Origin of the sequence: Halalkalibacter alkalisediminis, from assembly GCF_028610705.1 — a bacterium.
Lineage (GTDB): Bacteria > Bacillota > Bacilli > Bacillales > Bacillaceae_D > Halalkalibacter > Halalkalibacter alkalisediminis.
Genome location: NZ_JAQQWT010000026.1, coordinates 26,230 through 45,387, shown reverse-complemented (window position 1 = coordinate 45,387; position 19,158 = coordinate 26,230). Strand labels below are relative to the sequence as shown.

20 protein-coding genes are annotated in these 19,158 nt (G+C 39.6%); all 20 read right to left on the bottom strand.

Annotation, left to right across the window (positions count from 1 at the left end; genetic code table 11):
• Positions 1 to 249: 249 nt before the first annotated feature.
• Positions 250 to 1,764, bottom strand: coding sequence for a cobyric acid synthase (locus PQ474_RS20870; protein WP_273847465.1), 1,515 nt, complete (start codon positions 1,762 to 1,764; stop codon positions 250 to 252).
• 112 nt (positions 1,765 to 1,876) lie between these two features.
• Entirely contained in the window at positions 1,877 to 2,428 is a 552-nt protein-coding gene (gene cobO, locus PQ474_RS20865; RefSeq protein ID WP_273847463.1) for a cob(I)yrinic acid a,c-diamide adenosyltransferase, read from the bottom strand.
• A complete protein-coding gene (locus PQ474_RS20860) occupies positions 2,421 to 3,251 on the bottom strand; it encodes an ABC transporter ATP-binding protein (RefSeq protein ID WP_273847461.1) in 831 nt (276 codons plus the stop codon). The genes cobO and PQ474_RS20860 overlap by 8 nt, the downstream gene beginning before the upstream one ends.
• On the bottom strand, positions 3,220 to 3,990 hold the full coding sequence (locus PQ474_RS20855; protein WP_273847457.1) for an ABC transporter ATP-binding protein: 771 nt from the start codon (positions 3,988 to 3,990) through the stop codon (positions 3,220 to 3,222). The genes PQ474_RS20860 and PQ474_RS20855 overlap by 32 nt, the downstream gene beginning before the upstream one ends.
• Positions 3,974 to 4,792 carry an ABC transporter permease gene (locus tag PQ474_RS20850; RefSeq protein WP_273847455.1) on the bottom strand — a complete coding sequence of 273 codons (819 nt, stop codon included), beginning with the start codon at positions 4,790 to 4,792 and terminating at the stop codon, positions 3,974 to 3,976. Before PQ474_RS20850 ends, PQ474_RS20855 begins: the two co-directional genes overlap by 17 nt.
• A 12-nt stretch (positions 4,793 to 4,804) precedes the next feature.
• On the bottom strand, positions 4,805 to 5,737 hold the full coding sequence (nikB, locus tag PQ474_RS20845) for a nickel ABC transporter permease (RefSeq protein ID WP_273847452.1): 933 nt from the start codon (positions 5,735 to 5,737) through the stop codon (positions 4,805 to 4,807).
• Positions 5,738 to 5,753: 16 nt separating this feature from the next.
• Positions 5,754 to 7,286 (bottom strand): ABC transporter substrate-binding protein, encoded by a 1,533-nt coding sequence (locus tag PQ474_RS20840; protein ID WP_273847450.1) that lies wholly within the window; start codon positions 7,284 to 7,286, stop codon positions 5,754 to 5,756.
• Between the two features lie 20 nt (positions 7,287 to 7,306).
• Positions 7,307 to 7,969 carry a 5,6-dimethylbenzimidazole synthase gene (gene bluB / locus PQ474_RS20835; RefSeq protein ID WP_273847448.1) on the bottom strand — a complete coding sequence of 221 codons (663 nt, stop codon included), beginning with the start codon at positions 7,967 to 7,969 and terminating at the stop codon, positions 7,307 to 7,309.
• Between the two features lie 113 nt (positions 7,970 to 8,082).
• Positions 8,083 to 8,649 carry a nitroreductase family protein gene (locus PQ474_RS20830; protein ID WP_273847446.1) on the bottom strand — a complete coding sequence of 189 codons (567 nt, stop codon included), beginning with the start codon at positions 8,647 to 8,649 and terminating at the stop codon, positions 8,083 to 8,085.
• The gene (cobA, locus tag PQ474_RS20825) at positions 8,621 to 9,415 is read right to left on the bottom strand and encodes a uroporphyrinogen-III C-methyltransferase (RefSeq protein ID WP_273847444.1); all 795 of its coding nucleotides are present in this window, start codon (positions 9,413 to 9,415) and stop codon (positions 8,621 to 8,623) included. The genes PQ474_RS20830 and cobA overlap by 29 nt, the downstream gene beginning before the upstream one ends.
• Positions 9,412 to 10,476 carry a nicotinate-nucleotide--dimethylbenzimidazole phosphoribosyltransferase gene (cobT, locus tag PQ474_RS20820; RefSeq protein WP_273847442.1) on the bottom strand — a complete coding sequence of 355 codons (1,065 nt, stop codon included), beginning with the start codon at positions 10,474 to 10,476 and terminating at the stop codon, positions 9,412 to 9,414. Before cobT ends, cobA begins: the two co-directional genes overlap by 4 nt.
• 27 nt (positions 10,477 to 10,503) lie before the next feature.
• Positions 10,504 to 11,883 (bottom strand): cobyrinic acid a,c-diamide synthase CobB, encoded by a 1,380-nt coding sequence (locus PQ474_RS20815; protein WP_273847440.1) that lies wholly within the window; start codon positions 11,881 to 11,883, stop codon positions 10,504 to 10,506.
• A 15-nt stretch (positions 11,884 to 11,898) separates the two neighbouring features.
• A complete protein-coding gene (locus PQ474_RS20810; protein WP_273847439.1) occupies positions 11,899 to 13,023 on the bottom strand; it encodes a cobalt-precorrin 5A hydrolase in 1,125 nt (374 codons plus the stop codon).
• On the bottom strand, positions 13,020 to 13,793 hold the full coding sequence (cobM, locus tag PQ474_RS20805; protein ID WP_273847438.1) for a precorrin-4 C(11)-methyltransferase: 774 nt from the start codon (positions 13,791 to 13,793) through the stop codon (positions 13,020 to 13,022). Before cobM ends, PQ474_RS20810 begins: the two co-directional genes overlap by 4 nt.
• A complete protein-coding gene (gene cobI, locus PQ474_RS20800) occupies positions 13,793 to 14,494 on the bottom strand; it encodes a precorrin-2 C(20)-methyltransferase (RefSeq protein WP_273847437.1) in 702 nt (233 codons plus the stop codon). The genes cobM and cobI overlap by 1 nt, the downstream gene beginning before the upstream one ends.
• Positions 14,491 to 15,708 (bottom strand): precorrin-6y C5,15-methyltransferase (decarboxylating) subunit CbiE, encoded by a 1,218-nt coding sequence (cbiE, locus tag PQ474_RS20795; protein WP_273847435.1) that lies wholly within the window; start codon positions 15,706 to 15,708, stop codon positions 14,491 to 14,493. Before cbiE ends, cobI begins: the two co-directional genes overlap by 4 nt.
• On the bottom strand, positions 15,689 to 16,810 hold the full coding sequence (locus PQ474_RS20790) for a cobalt-precorrin-5B (C(1))-methyltransferase (RefSeq protein WP_273847433.1): 1,122 nt from the start codon (positions 16,808 to 16,810) through the stop codon (positions 15,689 to 15,691). Before PQ474_RS20790 ends, cbiE begins: the two co-directional genes overlap by 20 nt.
• 2 nt (positions 16,811 to 16,812) lie before the next feature.
• The gene (locus PQ474_RS20785; protein WP_273847431.1) at positions 16,813 to 17,460 is read right to left on the bottom strand and encodes a precorrin-8X methylmutase; all 648 of its coding nucleotides are present in this window, start codon (positions 17,458 to 17,460) and stop codon (positions 16,813 to 16,815) included.
• A 1-nt stretch (position 17,461) separates the two neighbouring features.
• The gene (gene cobK, locus PQ474_RS20780) at positions 17,462 to 18,253 is read right to left on the bottom strand and encodes a precorrin-6A reductase (protein WP_273847429.1); all 792 of its coding nucleotides are present in this window, start codon (positions 18,251 to 18,253) and stop codon (positions 17,462 to 17,464) included.
• Entirely contained in the window at positions 18,250 to 19,143 is an 894-nt protein-coding gene (locus PQ474_RS20775) for a sirohydrochlorin chelatase (RefSeq protein ID WP_273847468.1), read from the bottom strand. Before PQ474_RS20775 ends, cobK begins: the two co-directional genes overlap by 4 nt.
• Positions 19,144 to 19,158: the final 15 nt, after the last annotated feature.

Here is a 19,158-nt window from a genome sequence, read left to right as displayed (position 1 = left end):
GGGTATTTACTTTTTTGGCTCTAAACAGGAAGAACTTTAAAACTGAAAATTCAGTCAGTATATATGCAACACTAGTGATCTTTTATAAAAGTTTAAGTATAGTCTCATTCTTTTAACTCCTTTAATATTTTTCATTTAAAGGAGTAATACGTTTATAGCAGTTGATTTAACCTTTTATAGCAGTCATTGTTGAAATAAAATATAATTCAATGGTATGTAAGTAAGGTGATTGATGTAACTATATTTTTATTAATTGTCGGTTCCCTTTTCCTGAAATTTAATCATCATTTTATGTATTCGATCCAACTGAATGTTCTCTCTTACTACTTTGGCTAATAAATCAAACCCTTCTTCTTTTTTTTGAGCAAAAGATGCTCTATTGTGAATTGGATCTAAACCTTTATGATCCCTAATCTCATTAAGTAATACTTCTCGGAAATAATCATTATGAAAGATGCCATGAAAATAAGTTCCTATGATTTTCCTGTCGTCGGTAATCGCTCCCTCTTTTCTGTCAGCTAAATGAATAAATGGGTTGTACGTCTTTTCATATAATGATTCACCCATATGGATCTCATACCCTGACACAGGAATGTTTTCCTCCCCAAACACAGCCTTCCCTTTGGAAAGAACCGTTAATTTCTTATGAGTCATTGAAGTTCTCATTGGAATCAGTCCTAACCCTTCTATCTGAGTATGCGACGATTCAATTCCGTATTGATCCTCAATAACGTTACCTAACATCTGATAACCACCACAAATCCCTACGATCGACTTATCCATTTGAGACAAATGTAAAATTCGATTGGTTAATCCCTTATCGTTTAAGAACATCATATCCTCTATGGTATTTTTACTTCCTGGTAAAATAACTAAATCTGGTTCTCCTAACTCTTCTGCATTTTTCACAAAACGAACATGACAATCTGGTTCCTCGAAGAAAGGGTCGATATCTGTAAAGTTTGATATCATAGGATAACGGATAACCGCAATATCAATCTCTTTAGAGGCATCTTTTTTAGAAGTATATTGGCTTAAGACAACGGAATCTTCAGCTTCAATCATTAAATCATTCATGTAAGGAACCACGCCTAATACAGGAACTCCTGTATATTCCTCAAACCAAGTAAGACCTGGCTTCAAGAGTGAAACATCCCCTCTGAATTTGTTAATGATTACTCCAATTACTCTTTTCCTATCTTGAGGACTAAGGAGTTGCATCGTTCCTACTAAACTAGCAAAAACTCCCCCTTTTTCTATGTCACCAACTAAAATCACGGGTGAATTAGCAATTTGTGCAACACGCATATTCACAAGTTCTCGGTCATTTAAGTTAATCTCAGCAGGACTTCCCGCTCCTTCTATAACAATACGCTCAAATTGATTTGATAACCGGCTGTATGACTCTTGAATTAATTGTAAGCCTTGTTCATAAAATTCTTTCCTATAGGCCCCTGCCTGCATATTTTTATAAGGTTTCCCGTGAACAACAATTTGCGACTGTGATTCACCAGTTGGTTTAATTAAGATAGGATTCATATCCGTTGTTGCAGCAACTCCTGCAGCTTCAGCCTGTACACCTTGCGCTCGACCAATCTCTTTCCCGTCAACCGTTATATAAGAATTTAGAGCCATGTTCTGTGACTTATAAGGGGCTGTTCTAAAACCATCTTGAACAAAAATTCGGCATAATGCCGTAACAAGGGCACTCTTTCCAGCATCTGAATGAGTTCCCTGGATCATTAAAGGAACAGCTTTGTTCATTGACTTTCACTCCAAACGGCTTCCTTAACAAAGAAGCTAAAATTTGTTTAAATAGGTAAATGCTCTACCACTCTAAGAGCCTACTAAGAGAATTGTATATACCTATTAATCGTTAAAATTCTATTCCTTTAACCGCTTGTATACCTTCATTATAATAATGCTTCTCTGGTTCAATAATCGAAACGAGATCCGCTAAATCAGTAATTTCTTTTTTGGCATTTCTTCCTGTAATGACAAGATGAACATGTGAAGGCTTATTCTTTAGCAAATCAATCACCTCATCTAATGGTAACACATCCTCAATTGGAAATTTTTCAATAGCCAAGGCATTATTTAATTCATCTAAAATAACTAAATCGTACTCGCCACTCATAACAGCTTCTTTCGCAATAGGCCAAGCTTTTCTTAACGCTTCCCTATGTTCCTCAGGTGTTTTGGTCCAAGTAAATCCAATCCCTAGCTGAACCATCTCAACTCCTAGCTTTCGTAAGGCAATTTGCTCTCCATATGTCCGCTCCGGAGATTTTATAAATTGATAGATTTTAACCTTGAGGCCTCTACCAACTCCTCGAAGAGCTAGTCCCAAAGAAGCCGTCGTTTTTCCTTTTCCATCTCCTGTGTAAACAAGCGTTAACCCTCGTCTAATTAGTTTCTCTTTACTCATGTTGACCTCCCATTAAATCTTTATTAAGTATTTCTTTTGTTACTTTCATATTCAGTGTTTCTACTAAAGAAAGTGTATAAGGATGTTTTAGTTGGTTGACATCCCATTGTGCAAACACTTCCACTATTTCACCCTCATACATAACAGCTATCCGGTTACACAATTCTCTACTTGATTGAAGATCGTGAGTAATAAATAGATAAGATAGTTGTTCTTTTTCTTGAATTGATTTTAACATTTTTATCATGGATGCTTGAGAATCATAGTCTAAACTAGCAATTGATTCATCAAAGATAATCACTTCTGGTTGAACCGCTAATGCTTTCGCAATACAAACCCGTTGTTTTTGACCTCCACTTAATTGATGAGGAAATCTTGTTAGGTATGCGACATCTAGGTCTACTAATTCTACTACTCTAGTTAACATCTCTCCCCATTTTTCTTTTTCACTTGGAAAAAAGTTCTTTATCGGCTCCAATAAACTTTCTTTTACGCTCATTTTAGGATGTAAGGCCGTGGAGGAGTCTTGTAATACTAATTGAACCCGCTTATAAAGCGCTAAATCATTAAGCTGTCTACCACTTGTTGCTTGTGATTCTAGAAAAATTTCACCAGATGTGATCGGTTCTAGTTTCATAATTAATTTAGCTAACGTACTTTTTCCACTTCCACTCTCTCCAACGAGACCGACACACTCCCCTTTTTCTAGTGACAAGTTGATTTGTTTAATAGCTTTAAATGTTGGAGCGGGTTTTAATAAACTCCTCTTATTGCTTTTAACATGGTATTCCTTAGAAACATTGCAAAGTTGCAGTAGACTCACTGACAATCCCCCCTAAGCCCATTTGCACCACACGATCGGCAGTGTGTTTCACACTTTGTTTATCATGGGAAATGAGTAAAACGGTCAGGTTATAATCCCGTTGTACCATTTTAAGCAAATTCAAAACTTTATCTCGATTAATGACATCAAGAGCAGTGGTCGGTTCATCAGCAATTAAGAGTTTAGGACGCAAACTTATCATCATTGCTAGCAAAACCCTCTGCCGCATTCCCCCACTTAATTCAAATGGATAAGAAGCTAGGATATAATCTGGATCCGTAAATCCTATTTGCTGTAAAAGGGAATGTAAATAAGGTTCCATCTCTTTCTTCTTCCACCTTTTTTGATACTTAAGCGTTTCAATCATCTGTTTTTTAACAGTACGGATTGGGTTTAATCCATTTAATGAATGCTGAATCAATAAGGAGATCTCATCACGACGGAGTTTCTGCAATTGCTTGTTCGTAAACTTACTAACATTTTCGTTTTTATAAATAATGGAGCCATTTGTCACTTTAAACCCTGGTTCTAATAATCCTACAATTGCTTGCGCAGTTATACTTTTCCCACAACCACTTGGGCCAACAAGTGCAACGGTTTCACCTGGATACAATTGAAACGATACATTCTGAACAACTGGAACGATCTTTTTAGGCTCATAATAAGATAGTTCCAGTTGTTCTATACTCAATAACGGCGTTCTTTTTACCATGAAACTCGTACTAGACCCATGTGTCATTTGTTTTCCCCCGTTCACTAATAAGTTGACATCCTAAAACAAAAAGCATGATCGCAAGACCAGGAAAAATCATTACATGTGGTGCAATTTGAAAATACGCTGTAGCATCATTCAACATGACTCCCCATTCAGGCGTAGGAGGTTGAGCTCCAAGTCCTAAAAAGGATAGCCCGGCAATTAAAAGGACAATTCTCCCCATATCTAGTGCCCCGAAAATGATAATTGGAGAAAGAATAAAAGGTAGAATATAATGTTTTAGAATTTTCAGATGTGAATTCCCTGAGATTCTAGCTGTTCGAATAAAATCTTCGTTTCCTATTTTTAACACAAGGCTCCGAATAAAACGAACATAGTTTGCCCAGCGAACTACTACGATCGCAACAATCATATGTAAAAAACCAGGACCTAAAATACCAACAATAGCGATCGTAAGGATAATGTCAGGTAAGGCAAGAGTCCCATCTACCATACGCATAATCAAATGATCCGAGCGCCCGCGGATATAGCCCGTGATAAGACCGATTGGGATACTAATAATCAAAGTAAAAACCATGATTAGAAAGGCTGTTGTAACAGTCGTTCGTATGCCGTACATCATTCTTGATAAAATACAGCGGCCTACATGATCTGTTCCAAACGGGTAATCCCAATTAGGTGAATGTAGTCTATTTGCTACATTAATGGCTAAGGGATCATGAGGAGATAACCATGGTGCAAAAAGACCAACAAGAATTAATAACATAAGCAGGATAATCCCAATCCCGTTTGCAATACCTAAATTTATTGGGATGATTTTCAACATTGATCAACTCCATCAGTCCGTTATTCTTAATCGTGGATCTAACCAGCCATAAATGAGATCAACGAGAAAATGAATCGTTATAAATAAGATAGAAGCAAATATGATATACCCTTGAATCACAGGATAATCTCGCTGCAAAATCGCTTGAATAATGTATCTTCCTAATCCAGGCCAAGAAAAAATGGTTTCTACAATAATACTCCCACCTAACATGAAGGCAAAGCTTGTCCCAAGCATCGTTAGAATCGGAAGAAACGCATGCTGCAATAAGTGAAAAAGCAAAATACGCCTGGTTGAAAAACCCCTTGCTTTTGCTGCTTTTACAAAGTTTTGATTCAATAATTCAAGCATATTCGTTCGTAGCACACGAGCATATACCGTACCCATTCCGATTCCGAGAGTAAGTGCTGGCAAGACAAGATGATGCCAGCTCCCTCGACCAGTCGTTGGAAGTGCGCCATACTGAACGGAGAAGAAATAAATCAAAAGAAACCCAAGCCAAAAGCTAGGTACAGCCGATCCGAGAAGGGCAAGAAACTTGCTCATTTGGTTAAGCCAGCCATTAGACCAAACGGCAGTGGAAATTCCTATTAATAATGTAATAGAGGTCATTACAAACAAACCTGCTACTGCCAATTCGATCGTTGCAGGTAATCTTTTCACTAGTTCCTCTAAAACAGGCTCTTTCGAAATATACGAATTTCCCCATTGCCATGACACAACACTTTTTAACCACTGTCCGTATTGACTCCATAATGAATCGGTTAACCCAAGTTCCTCACGCAAGGATGTAAGAACCTCCTGTGAAGCAGGCACACCATGAGTCGTTAGCATGATATAAGCTGGATCACCAGGTGAAACTCTTAAAAGAATGAATGTGAGCGTTGAAAGACAGAAAACGATAAAGATTAAGTGAAAAATACGTTCTACACAAAAACGAATCATCGTATGTTCCTCTCAACTACTTAATAGTAATTTGTGGATGAATGTAATAATACTCAATTGGATGGGCTGTAAACCCTTCAACATTCTTATTCAAACCAAAGATTGTATCAGGATGAACGACAAATGATTGAGGAACCTCATCTTGAATGATTATTTGTGCCTCTATTGCTAGTTCATTCCGTTTATCAGCCTCCGTTGTTTCATTTAATTGGTCAATAACACCTTCTAATGGTTTTGATACATAGTTGCTAACATTTGATGAGCTGTTCTCTCGATAAAAAACATTCAAAAAATACTGAGGATCACCCGTATGTGCCGTTAACATACTGTACATCGAAACATCCCAATCATCTTTTGCTAACGCATCATCAATACTTTCAACTTGGCGAATATTCACCTTGATTCCTTCTTGTGCCAGTTCACCTTGAATAATTTCTGCCATCACGGAAAGCTCTGGTCTTTGCGGAAACGTTAACATGTCCACTTCAAATACTAATCCTTCCTTTGCCCAAACACCCTGTTCATTTTTCTCCCAACCGTCTTGAGTCATGATCGACTCCACAGATAGTATTGGTTCCGTATTCTCGATCTTACCGAATGGGAGAACATCCGAAAATGCACTATTAGACTCCGTGCCATATCCTTTCATAATGGAGGTAACAATATCTGTACGAGGAATAGCTTGGTCGATCATCCTTCTGAAATCAACTTTCTCAAAACGGGGAGAATTCATATTATAAAGAACAAGATGAGTTCTTAAAGAAGGGGCTGTCTCTATTTCTAACTGTGAACTTTGTTCAATTAAGGAAATCCCATCTATCGGGATATCGATCGCAATGTCTGCATCTCCTGATTGAAGGGACATTAATCTCGTATTCCCGTCTGATATAAATTTAAATGTTACCTCAGATAATAAAGCGAGCTCCCCCCAATAGTCGTCAAAGCGTTCCACTGTTAACGATTCATCTTTTATAAATTCTTTAAATGAAAATGCACCCGTGAGATCAGGATAGTTCTTTTCTTCATCAATTGTCGTGACGTCAACGATAATAAAGGAGGGATCTGCTAGGTGAGAAATTAAAGCTGAATTAAGCTGTGCTGTCTTGATTTTTAACTCATGTTCATCTATTACTTCAATGGTTTCGATCAACAGTAAATCATTTGCACGTGGATTCATCTCAATAGATCTTTCCAGTGAATCTTTTACACTTGTAGCATCCATTTCACTCCCATTGTGAAACAAAACGTTCTCTTGAAGATTAAAAATCCATGTATTTTCATCCTCTTGTTGCCAATCCTGTGCAAGCCAAGGTGTTGGTTGTAAGGTTTCATCTAGTTTAATCAACGTTTCACCCGCACCTGAACGCATAACGTCCCAACTGTTTCTACCCGAATGATGTGGATCAAGGCCTGGTGGACTCCAAGGGAACGCCACCTCCAATGTATCTTTTCCAGCTTCGTTATGTGAAGCATCCGATACCCCGCATGCCGCCAATAGCAGAACGAAAATGACGATCATGGCTGTAAATGGTTTATTTCTTTTTTGCATGTAGAACCCCCAAAAAATAGTTATTCTTTACTTTTCAACTGTTTACCCCATGTATTTTCATACAAGAGATTCTCTAAGTTTCTTCGTTTCTCCCAATTAGATGTTTCTAAAATGGGTTTATCAGGATAATCTTCCGTGTAGCCAATGGTAAGTAGAGCTACTGGCTCAACATGGGGAGGAATCTCCAGTATGTCACGAACATCCTGCTTTTTATAAAAACTAACCCAGCCAAGTGCTAATCCCTCCGCACAAGCCGCCAACCACATGTTCTGTATGGCACAAGCAGTTGATAGAAGATCGGTTTCTGGAATCGAATTTCTCCCTAAGACATGCGAACCACCTCTTGTTGGGTCACAAGTCACGCAGATCGTTAAAGGTGATTCCTTTATCCCTTCAATTTTAAGTTGCAAAAAGTGCCCTTCCTTCTCCGCATCATTCTCGTAATGAATGGCAAGTGCTCGTCTTTCCTTATCAGCTGCCCAAGCTAAACGTTCTTTAAGTTCGGTTGAATCGACGATAATAAAACTCCAAGGTTGCATAAATCCAACTGATGGTGCATGATGGGCCGCTTGAAGAATGTTTTGAAGGGCTTGATCTGGAATCGGATCTTCTAGAAATGTTCTGATATCTCGCCTTTTATACAACACTTTGTAAAAAGCATCCTTTTCTTCTTGTGTAAACATCGTTATTCCTCCAAAAAACTTATAGTAGACCACAGCTTCACTTGCTATTAAAAGGTTAACTTCGCTCAAAACATTTCTTTCGTTTTACAACATGATTGTTCTTTCTCTAACGTTTAAAGCCAAACCGTTTTCTCTTCATAAGAAGTCCGTTTTTTTGTCTGACTTCCTTCTAATTCCTCCGGGATTGGATAACCTAAAAAGATCGTACCAACCACCTTTTTCTCTTCAGGTGATCCAATAAACTCATAAGACCGTTGATCATGCACAAGACCGACACCTCTTGTTCTCCAAACAAATCCAAGCTCCAACTCACAAGCAGCTAACCACATAGAATGAATGGCACAGCAAACCGCATATTCATTATCTTTTGTATCTGCTTCATTTGAAGCAATATCAGCCGTTACCATAATAATGACAGGAGTATTTTTTACCACTTCAATGGAACTTTCAATTAGTTTCGGTTTCGTAGGGAAACGCTCCTGTAAAAAGTCAAAAGCAATGCGCTCATATCTTTGCTTTGCTTCTCCTTGAATAACAAAAAAGCTCCACGGCTCTCGTAACCGGTCATTTGGAGCAAGAGTAGCCGCACTTAGTAGTTGCTCAATTTTCTCTCTTTCTACCTCACGAGGTTCGTAGTTTCGAATTGCCCTTCTAGAATGTAGTAACTCTATTACGCTCATCTGCATTCTCTCCTTTTTCTTTAAACCAGTTTAACTTCTCCCTTAACTGCACAACATTCCCAACGACAATCATTGCCGGATGTTTAATCCCAGCTTCTGAGACAATACCCTCTATCGTTTCGAGTGTACCGATCACCGTTTTCTGATGTTCAGTTGTCCCCTCCTGAATGACCGCTACTAGAGTGCTAGAGTCTTTCCCATGTAGGATCAGCTGATTACAAATATAAGCTAAATTACGTGTTCCCATGTAAAAAGCTAGAGTGTCGCTCCCCCTTGCAATTGCATCCCATTTAATCTCATCAGTCCCGTTGTCCGCACGTCCAGTCCCAGTGATCATCGTAAAGGATGTAGCATAGTCCCGGTGTGTGACTGGAATTCCCGCATAGGCAGGAGCGGCAATTCCAGATGTAATACCAGGAACCATTTCATACGTAATCTGTGCGTTTGAAAGCACCTGCGCCTCCTCTCCTCCTCTACCGAACACACAAGGGTCTCCACCTTTTAGTCTCGTTACGATTTTTCCTTGACGAGCTTTTGTCACTAGTAAGTGATTGATCTCTTCTTGAATAAGAGTATGATTCCCAGGAGCTTTCCCACAGTAGATGAGTTCGGCATCTTCCTTCGCATAACTTAGGAGTTCTTTATTTACTAAACGATCATAGGCGATAACATCAGCTTTCTGAATACATTCGAGTCCATAAACTGTAATTAACTTCGGATCCCCTGGTCCTGCACCTACAAGAAAAACTTTTCCTTCTCTAGTCATACTCTCACCTCACTCTCTTTCGTTTTATCGGAAATACCTGCTGAAGTAAAAGTTGCCATCTCGCTAAGCATTAAAGTTGCTGATTGAATAATGGGAAAGGCAATTGCAGCTCCTGTTCCTTCGCCTAAACGTAATCCTAGATCGATCATTGGATTTTTACCCAAAAGATTAATAGCCGTTCCATGTCCTGGTTCTATCGATTGATGGGTCAATACGATATAATCGCTAACCCTTTTTGAAATTAATTTTGCAATTAATGCAGCCGTAGTACAAATAAACCCATCAACTAGAATCGGAACTCTATTTTCCGCAGCAGCTAGCATCGCTCCAGCCATTCCAGCAATTTCTAAGCCCCCTACTTTTGCTAAAATATCAATCGGATCGCTAGAAGAAGGCTTTCTATTTATGAGTGCTTGTTCAATAACTCTCTCCTTATGAAGTAACTGCTCACAAGAAATCCCCGTCCCATAACCTATTAAACAATTAATATTTTTATTGCTAAGCACAGCTAATATCGTACTACTTGTTGTTGTATTCCCGATTCCCATTTCACCAACAATCAAGGATTCTGCTCCTTGACGAATCATATTCACTCCTTGCACATACCCAATATGAATCGCTTGTTCTGCTTCTTCACGGCTCATCGCATCTTCGTGGAGAAAATTAGCAGTACCGTATCGAACTTTCTCATTAACAAGCTCCTGATGCTCAATCTCTGCTGCAACACCGATGTCGATAATTTTGAGCATAGCTCCTATTTGCTTACTAAATACATTAATAGCCGCCCCACCATTTAAAAAGTTTCGAACCATTTGCTCCGTAACAGCTTGTGGATAAGCCGACACCCCTTCCGCTACAATTCCGTGATCAGCAGCAAAAACGAGAATTCCAGCAGGAGTGACTTTAGGAAAAGCACTATTTTTCATTTCTGCCAATTCAATGGCTAAATCTTCTAATCTACCTAAACTGCCACGTGGTTTTGTTAGAGTATTTATATAATGATTCACTTTGTGTCTCATTTCTTGATTAACGGCTGGGATAGAGATCTTTTGATAGTTCATATTTTCCTTCCCCTTCATCCTCACAAATTACAAACAGACTTTACCTTGCAAACATTTTTCAATCCAATTTTCAACGATTTCTGTACATGAGGCAAAATGGAAGTGAGTATAGCCAGCTACAAGATTGTACATCAAATAACCTTCTTGCTTCGTCCCACGCATTCCTTTTGTCTCGTATGCATGGCGGACTTCTTCATCACAGTGAAAGGTAGAATAATGAAATTCATGACCTCTAGCCCTTTCTTTCTCATTAATTAGGAAATTACCAACTTGACCGCTTATTTCGCGATAACCTAAAGCAGCAAGTTTTTTCTGCATTTTTACGTTTCCAGGAATTAATCCTACCATTGGAAACAATGAATGATCAGTCGTTTCAATCGATTCAGTCAAATACATAAAGCCTCCACATTCTGCAAGTGTCGGCAAACCTTTTTCAATGGCAGTCTTAACTGAATCTTTTACCACTCTGTTATGAGAAAGTTCTTGTGCATATTCTTCAGGAAATCCCCCTCCAAGATATAGACCATCGATGTTTTCAGGTAGTGGTTCATCGGCCAATGGCGAAAAGTAAACAAGCTCAGCTCCATACGACTGAAGAAGTTCGAGGTTTTCAGGGTAATAGAAATTAAAAGCAGCATCCTTTGCAACGGCAATCCTAACGAATGATTCCTTCTTTCTTTCAAAAATAGAACTTGCTGTATGATTGACAAGCAGTGGCTGAGCAACTGACAATTCAAGAAGCCGATCAAGATCAATGGTCTTACGAACGAGGTCTCCTAATTGATCAAAAAAAGCATCGAGTTCTCCTCTTTCAATAGAAGGAATCAGTCCTAAATGCCTCTCTGGTATTTCGATATCAAGCTCTCGTTTTAAATACCCAATAACGGGTACGTTGCATTCTTGTTCAATCGCTGTCTTAACAATGTTAAAGTGCCCTTCGCTTCCGACTCTGTTTGCGATCACACCTACAATGTTTGGTCCTTCGGCTAACAACTGAAATCCTTTTACAATAGCCGCTGCACTTCTTGCCATACTTGCACAGTTAACAACAAGGATCACAGGACTTTCCGTAATCATACTGATATCTGCTGTACTGCCTTCATTGTTTTTAGGATTCTTCCCATCAAAAAAACCCATTACGCCTTCTATAATTGAGATATCAGCCCCTTGGCTGCCATGCTTGAAAATATCCACAACGGTTTCTTTTTCAAGCATCCAGCTATCTAAATTTCTAGAAACACGGTTGGTTACAGCGGTATGATAAGTCGGGTCAATATAATCAGGACCACATTTGAAGCCTTGCACTGATAATCCTCTTTTTTGCAGCGCCGACATTAAGCCAATGCTCAGTGTCGTCTTTCCTACACCACTTCCCGTACCTGCAATGACGATTCTTCGTTCTGTCATTTACACAGCCTCCTACTAATAAGGAATTACCGCAACGGAAATCGTTACGTTTCCTGATTTTTTCTTAACAAGAGAAAGTGTATCCGCCCCACTAAATAATTTAGCTGCGGGTTCACTAACCCCATATGCGCCCGTGAATTTAAAGACAGTTTCAGATGGGTCATCTATCGACATACGATTTAACTCATCTGCCGAATAACAAATGAAATCCCAATTATACTTTTCGGAAATCGCTAGAAACCCTTTCTCGTCTTTTTTCAAATCAATGGAGCAGATTGCCTTTACACTCTTGATGGAAAATTTCAACTCCTCAAGTGTGCTATAAATTACCTGCTCAATCTCTTCCATTGAAGTTCCTCTGTTACACCCCATCCCGAGTACAATCACCTTTGGTCTGTAAAGCACTCCATTTTCAAGAATAGCTTGTTCTGCTTCTTTTAAATTACGGTGAGTGACAACAAGAGCGGCATTCGGTTTAGCGTGCAACGCATCCTCAATTGATGGGTACACTTTAATCGTATCCGGGAGGGGACGGTCGTAATGCCACCAGTCTCTTTCACCAGATTCTTGTATGACGGCAACCTGTTCTTCATTGACAACAGACGCACTTACAGGTGTTAATTTCTCTGCAGACTCCCACGTCCAACCAAACCGACTCCCAAATAAATCTACCGGTATTGTTTTTTGAACATCGGATGCCGTCGTAATGACTGGTGTCGCTCCAAGTAATTCAGCGACTTCCTTTGTTAACTCATTTGCTCCACCTAGATGTCCTGATAATACGCTTATGACATGTTCGCCTTTATCATCAATGACGACCACGGCCGGATCTGTCTTTTTATCTTTTAAAAGCGGAGCAATCATACGGACTACGGCCCCTAAAGAAACAATCATGATAATCCCTTTGTATTCTTGGAAAAGAGAAGGTAACAAGAGACGTACATTCCCTTCAAATAAAGAAATGTTCCGTCTCTGTTCATCTTCTCGTTCAAACTTACTCATATAAAATAAGTCCGTTTGCGGGAATTTTTTATGCAAGTTACGAGCTAATTCAACGCCGTGTTTCGTAATCGCGACAATCGCGTACGTTCCATTTTTCTCGAGCTTAACTTGCTTTCCTTCTTCTAAAACAAGTGTCATGGTTTCACTCCTTTTCGAAATCCATGAGTGAATTCTTTATCATAAAGCTTCGATTTAAAGTCTTTATCATGAATATCTTGATCTAGTGCCCAACCTGCTAGGATCATAGCTTGTTTTCTGATTCCATTGACTCTCATATCTTCATCTAAGTTCTCAAGGGTCGAACGTACAATTTTTTGATCTGGCCAAGTGGCTTTATAGACGACTCCGACTGGTGTATCTTTACTCCAGCCCGCTGCTAAAAACTCTTTGACAATCTTCTTCGTTAAAGTCGCACTTAAAAACAAAGCGACTGTGCAATTATGTTTGGCTAAATCTCTTAATTTTTCTGCTTCTGGAACTGGAGTACGGCCTTCAGCTCGAGTTAAGATCACCGTTTGAGTTAAATCTGGAATCGTTAATTCCGCACCAAGCGCTGCAGCTGAAGCAAAGACGGAACTAACGCCTGGAATAATTTCGACATGGACATCTTGTTTATTTAAGAGAGAAATTTGTTCCATGATCGCCCCGTACACAGCTGGATCACCTGTATGTACACGAACGACCTTTTTTCCTTCAAGCACACGATCAACCATGACTTGTACCATTTCTTCAAGATGCATACCAGCTGTTTTAATCACTTCAGCTTCCGGTTTAGCACGCTCAATCAGCTCCGAACTTACCAGTGAATCAGCATATAGAACAACGTCAGCCTCTTCTAGTAATTTCAAACCCTTTACAGTAATTAAATCGGGATCACCAGGACCTGCTCCAATAATTGTGATCTTCATTATTTTCTCACCACCATTAACGTTAAGTATTCAAGCTCAGCTCTTTCTAACTCATGGATATCCCAAACGACTTCCTCATCGGACGTGACTTTTGTAACAACAGATGCTTTGTCCAATAAATCAAGCTCACGTAATACTTCAAGCATAAGATCGATGACTTTAGCTACTTTAATAAAAACGACACAATCATTTTCAATAATCGCTTTCTTCATGGCTTCATAGTCATCTCTCGCTGGAATAATGGCGACATGATCATCGCCTTCAGCTAGAGCAATTCCAAGTCTAGAGGCAGCACCATTAATAGATGAGATACCTGGTACGGTCTGAATCTTCACCTCAGGAAAACGCTCTTTCACTAAATTCATCATATGAATAAATGTACTGTATAAAAGAGGATCTCCTTCTGTTACAAATGCAACATCTTTACCTATTTTAAGGTGCTCCCAAACTTGATCTACCGTATTAGACCACTCGCGTTCTAAAATAACAGGGTCTTTAGTCATTGGGAAAACGAGACCCAACATCTCTTTTTCACCCGGATTTATGTATACATCGATGATGCGATGCGCATAACTTTTGCTCCCCTTTCTTTTTTTCGGGTACGCAATTACATCAGATTCCTTTAATTTCCTAAAAGCTTTTATCGTGAGGAGTTCTGGATCTCCAGGACCTACTCCTAAACCATACAGTGTGCCAGTCATTGTGAAGCCCCTTCCTTATGTTGTGCGGTAATAATATAAATGGGATTTAACGCATCGAACCTAGTTAAATTCAAAATCGGTTTGCTTCTTGAAATTTGAGCAAGTGTTATCGTCGGGTCAAATCCGTTTTCTTTAAAGGTGTCCACGGCTTGCATTAAGTTTTCAATCGTTACAGCATTTAAAACAATTCTTCCACCCTTTTTTAACCTAGAACAACAGGTCGCTAAAATATCATCCATACTTCCAGCGGTTCCACCAATAAAAATAGCATCCGGATCTGGGAAAGAATCTAGCTTATCTGGTGCCTTCCCTTGAATAGCCGTAAAATCAGTGCGAAATTTCACTTGATTTAGAAGACAATTTTCGAGGTCGTGTTCATTCTTCTCGATCGCAAACACACTTCCTTCTTTAGCAATGAGACTAGCTTCAATCGCAACCGAGCCTGTACATGTTCCTATATCCCAAACTGTACTGTTCTCTCTTAAGTTGAGAGCCATTAAACTAAGCGTTCGAATTTCTTTTTTTGTGAGAAGCCCTTTTTCTGGCTTTCGCTGATGAAACTCTTGATCATCAATTCCCATACCCCAAGTTTTCACTTCTCTCACTTTTTGTAGGATGACGACATTAAGTGGAGAAAAATCCATTGCTTCCATCTCTTCAAGCTCGTAAAAACCACAACGTTCATTTTCACCACCAAGATTTTCAGCAACAAAAATACGATACTCGTCCATTTCAAACGACCGCAAGTAGCGCGCAATTTCGATCGGATTATTTTCTGCATCTGTTAACAGCGCAACTTTATCCCGCCCATTTATTCGTTGAGCCAGCCCCTTCATACTTCTGCCGTGAATACTAGTCACATAAGCGTCTTGCCACCGCTCATTCATACGGGCAAAAGCAAGTTGAATCGAGCTCAAGTAAGGGTAGACGTCAACGTTTAATTTCTTTGCTAAATAGCTGCCAATCCCGTAAAACAAAGGGTCTCCAGAGGCTAGGACTACGATTTTCTTTTTCTCTTTACTTAGATCATTCACAAGGTCGGTTAATCCACCTTTAATCACTCTTTTTTCTCCTGAATAATCAGTAAAGAAAGCGAGCTGCCTTTCTCCCCCTACTAGAATCTCGCTCTCATCTATCCATTTTTCATAGATTGGTAGAAGACTCTGTTTTCCATCATCACCTATTCCAATAATTTTAATTTTCTGTTCTGTCATCTTTCCCTGCCTTTCCAAGAAACGCACCCTTCATCGAGTACAAACTTGTTTCAATCGAGATTCCGCCGCCCACTTCTTTTAATCCCGCAGCACAACAATAATTGCAAAGGATTGAAAAAAATTCAACGTAACCATGGTCGAGCATGATATCTCCCACTTGTGAGGCAGTATTAGCACCTCTCACTTCATTAATTAAGTTCTGTTCAGTTACACCAGCATCACGTGCAACATTCGCTAAAAAGTTGAAGTCAACGGGAGCACTTTTGGAATGAACCATCATCACACCTTGAGCTACTTTTGAAAATTTCCCCATCATCCCAACAAGAGAGACCTTTTCGATTCCCTGTTTTTTGCATTGCTTTAAGGTGAATCCAACAAAATCTCCCATTTCAATAAATGCTTCTTCAGGGAGCTCCGGATATTGCATGATGCCATATTTTTCACTTCGTCCTCCAGTGGAAATGACAACATGGCGACAGCCACTCGCCCGTGCGACACTAATGGCTTGAACAATACTCGCCATATAAGCTGAACTTGAAAAAGGAATCACCGTTCCTCTAGTGCCTAAAATCGAAATACCACCAATAATTCCCAGACGTTTATTTAACGTTTTTTCAGCTATCTTTTCACCCTCTGGAACCGAAATGATGATGGAGATTCCTCTTTCGATCCCATAGGAGTGAAGAACTTCTTCCGCTGTTTCACAAATCATTTTCCTGGGCACTGGATTAATGGCTGCTTCTCCAACTGATACAGGTAGGCCTTCCTTTGTTACTCGGCCAACTCCAATTCCGCCATCTAAGTTAATTCCCGGTTCTTTAGACCAGCTCACTCTTGCTATAATCAATGCACCATGTGTCGCGTCTGGATCATCACCTGCATCTTTTATCGTTCCAGCTTCAGCAAAATCAGATCCAATGTCGCAACTATCCATCTCAAAAGTAGCAAACTTTCCAACAGGTAAGTAAATCGTTGCATCTAACTGCTTTTCTTTTGTAATAAGTGCAACTAGGGCTGCTTTTGTTGTAGCTGTCGCACATGCGCCCGTTGTATAGCCAGAGCGCATTTCTTTTTTGTCCTTCTTTTTTGCCTTCGCTTCCATTTTTACGCCTTTTCAGCTAAAAGGGATATTGCATTTAATGCCGCAACCGTAACCGTACTACCACCTTTTCTCCCGACATTGGTAATGAACGGTACATCTAGTTTTGCTAACTCTTCCTTCGATTCAGGTGCCGATACAAACCCTACCGGAAGACCAATTACTAAACTTGGCTTTGCATAGCCTTCCTTAATTAAACGAATTAACTCAAGTAAAGCGGTTGGTGCATTTCCAATCGCAAAAATTCCACCTTCAAACTGTTGAATCGCTTTTCGCACAGAAATAATCGCTCGAGTTGTATTTAATCGTTTCGCTTCCTCCATCACATCAGGGTCGGAGATATACACATTTACACTTCCGCCATGCTTTTCAATTCTTCCTTTACTAACGCCACTTAAAATCATTTGTACGTCTGCATACACTTGTTCACCCCTCTGAATCGCTTCGATTCCAGCTTGAATAGCTTTGTCATGAATAAGCATGCTATGACCTAGTTCAAAATCAGCCGATGCATGAACGACTCTCTGCACAACTTTATATTGCTCATCTGTAAAGGAATGCTCCCCAAATTCATCATCAATCATCTGAAAGCTCATACCTTCAATCTCTTGCGGTTGTACCGTTAAAGGTTTAAAATCTGTTAAAAAGTCCATTTTAATGTCCTCCATCCGTTATTGTTTCTTTCGTTAATAATTCGTTAACGCGTGCTAACACTTCAGAGAAAGTGGAAAACCGATTCTCATACTCGATTTTCGGTCTCTTAATCATGATCGTCTCTATCCCTAGCTCTCTGGCTGCCTCAACCTTTTCATCCACTGAACCCACTTTGCCACTTTCCTTTGTAATCATCGTTGTTACCCCATACTGCAAGTAAAGAGCATGATTGAACTCTTTTGTAAAAGGACCTTGTATCGCTACTATGTCTTTTTGAGGAAACCCTAATTGTTCACATTTTTCCATGTTATCTTTTCTAGGAAGCATACGGGCAATGACGCGAATGTCAGGTTGATTGAGAAGTTTCTCCGTAAAAATTTGAAGCGTTTTGCTTCCAGTCGTGAGCAGGATGACCCCTTTTTTCTCAAAAGCTTTTTCTGCCGCTTCCACGTAAGACTCAACCATCGTTACACCTTCGTTTGCATGCAACTGTGATTCACGTTCATAACGTATATAAGGTACACCCGTTACCTTTGCTGCTGATAAAGCGTTTAGGCTGGCTTCTTCTGCAAAAGGATGACTCGCATCTACTACAGCCTGAAAGCCTTTCTCTTTAATGACGCTCTGAAAATCTTCACTCTTCAAACGTCCGATATAGACATCAAGTCCTGCCTTACGTAATTCAATGGCTGCATTATCTGTAACAACCGTAGTAAGAAGCTTGAATCCTGCGTTCGAAAGCATTATAGCTAATTCTCTAGCATCACTTGTTCCAGCTAAAAAAAGAATCATAGTTTCTGAGCCTCATGGTGATGATGGTCATGATGATCGTGATGATGATGGTCGTGATCATGGTCATGATGATGGTGATGGTCAATATGTTCCATCGCAGCAATTCGGTATTGACACGTATCACAATTCATTTTGACTGCGCCTTGAAGTGCTTCCTCAATCCGGTCTTTTATAATCGTTTGTAAGCGAGTGTGAAAACCAAAGTAGCCTGCCAACTTAAATTCAACACCTGGATGTTCTAGTTCAAAGTCAATAATCATTGTTTCTAATCGTTTAATTAAAATACCCGTAAATAAGAAGTAAGGTAATATAACAACTTTCTTCGCACCAAGTTTAATACAGCGGTCTACACCTTCTTTAATGAGTGGATCTGTTACTCCCATGAAAGCAGGTTCGACTAATTTGTAATTTGTCTTTTCCCAAAGCAGACGATTAATCTTGTAGAGATCACTATTTGCATCCGGGTCACTCCCTCCACGGCCTAAGAAAAGAACGGCTGTGTCCTCTTCTGGTTCTGCTAGATTTTCACCTACTTCTTCTAAACGACTCTTACAAATCTCAATGGCTTCCTCATGAATACCAAAAGGTCTACCGTACGTGAATTGAACTTGAGGAAACTTCTTTTTTGCTTCATCAATGGCAGCAGGGATATGTATTTTGGAGTGACCAGCTGCAAGTAGCATAAGTGGAATGACATAAACACTTGCCGCTCCCTTTTCTACACAGGCTTGAATTCCCTGTTCGATCGTTGGTTTTTCAAATTCTAAAAAACAAGTTTCAATTAATAGGGTGGGATCCAATTGCGTAGATAATTCTTGAATCATTTGTCTAACTTGCTCATTTCCTTCAGGATCTCTACTTCCATGGCCAACGAGTAAAATAGCTTTCATATGTTTCTCCCCATT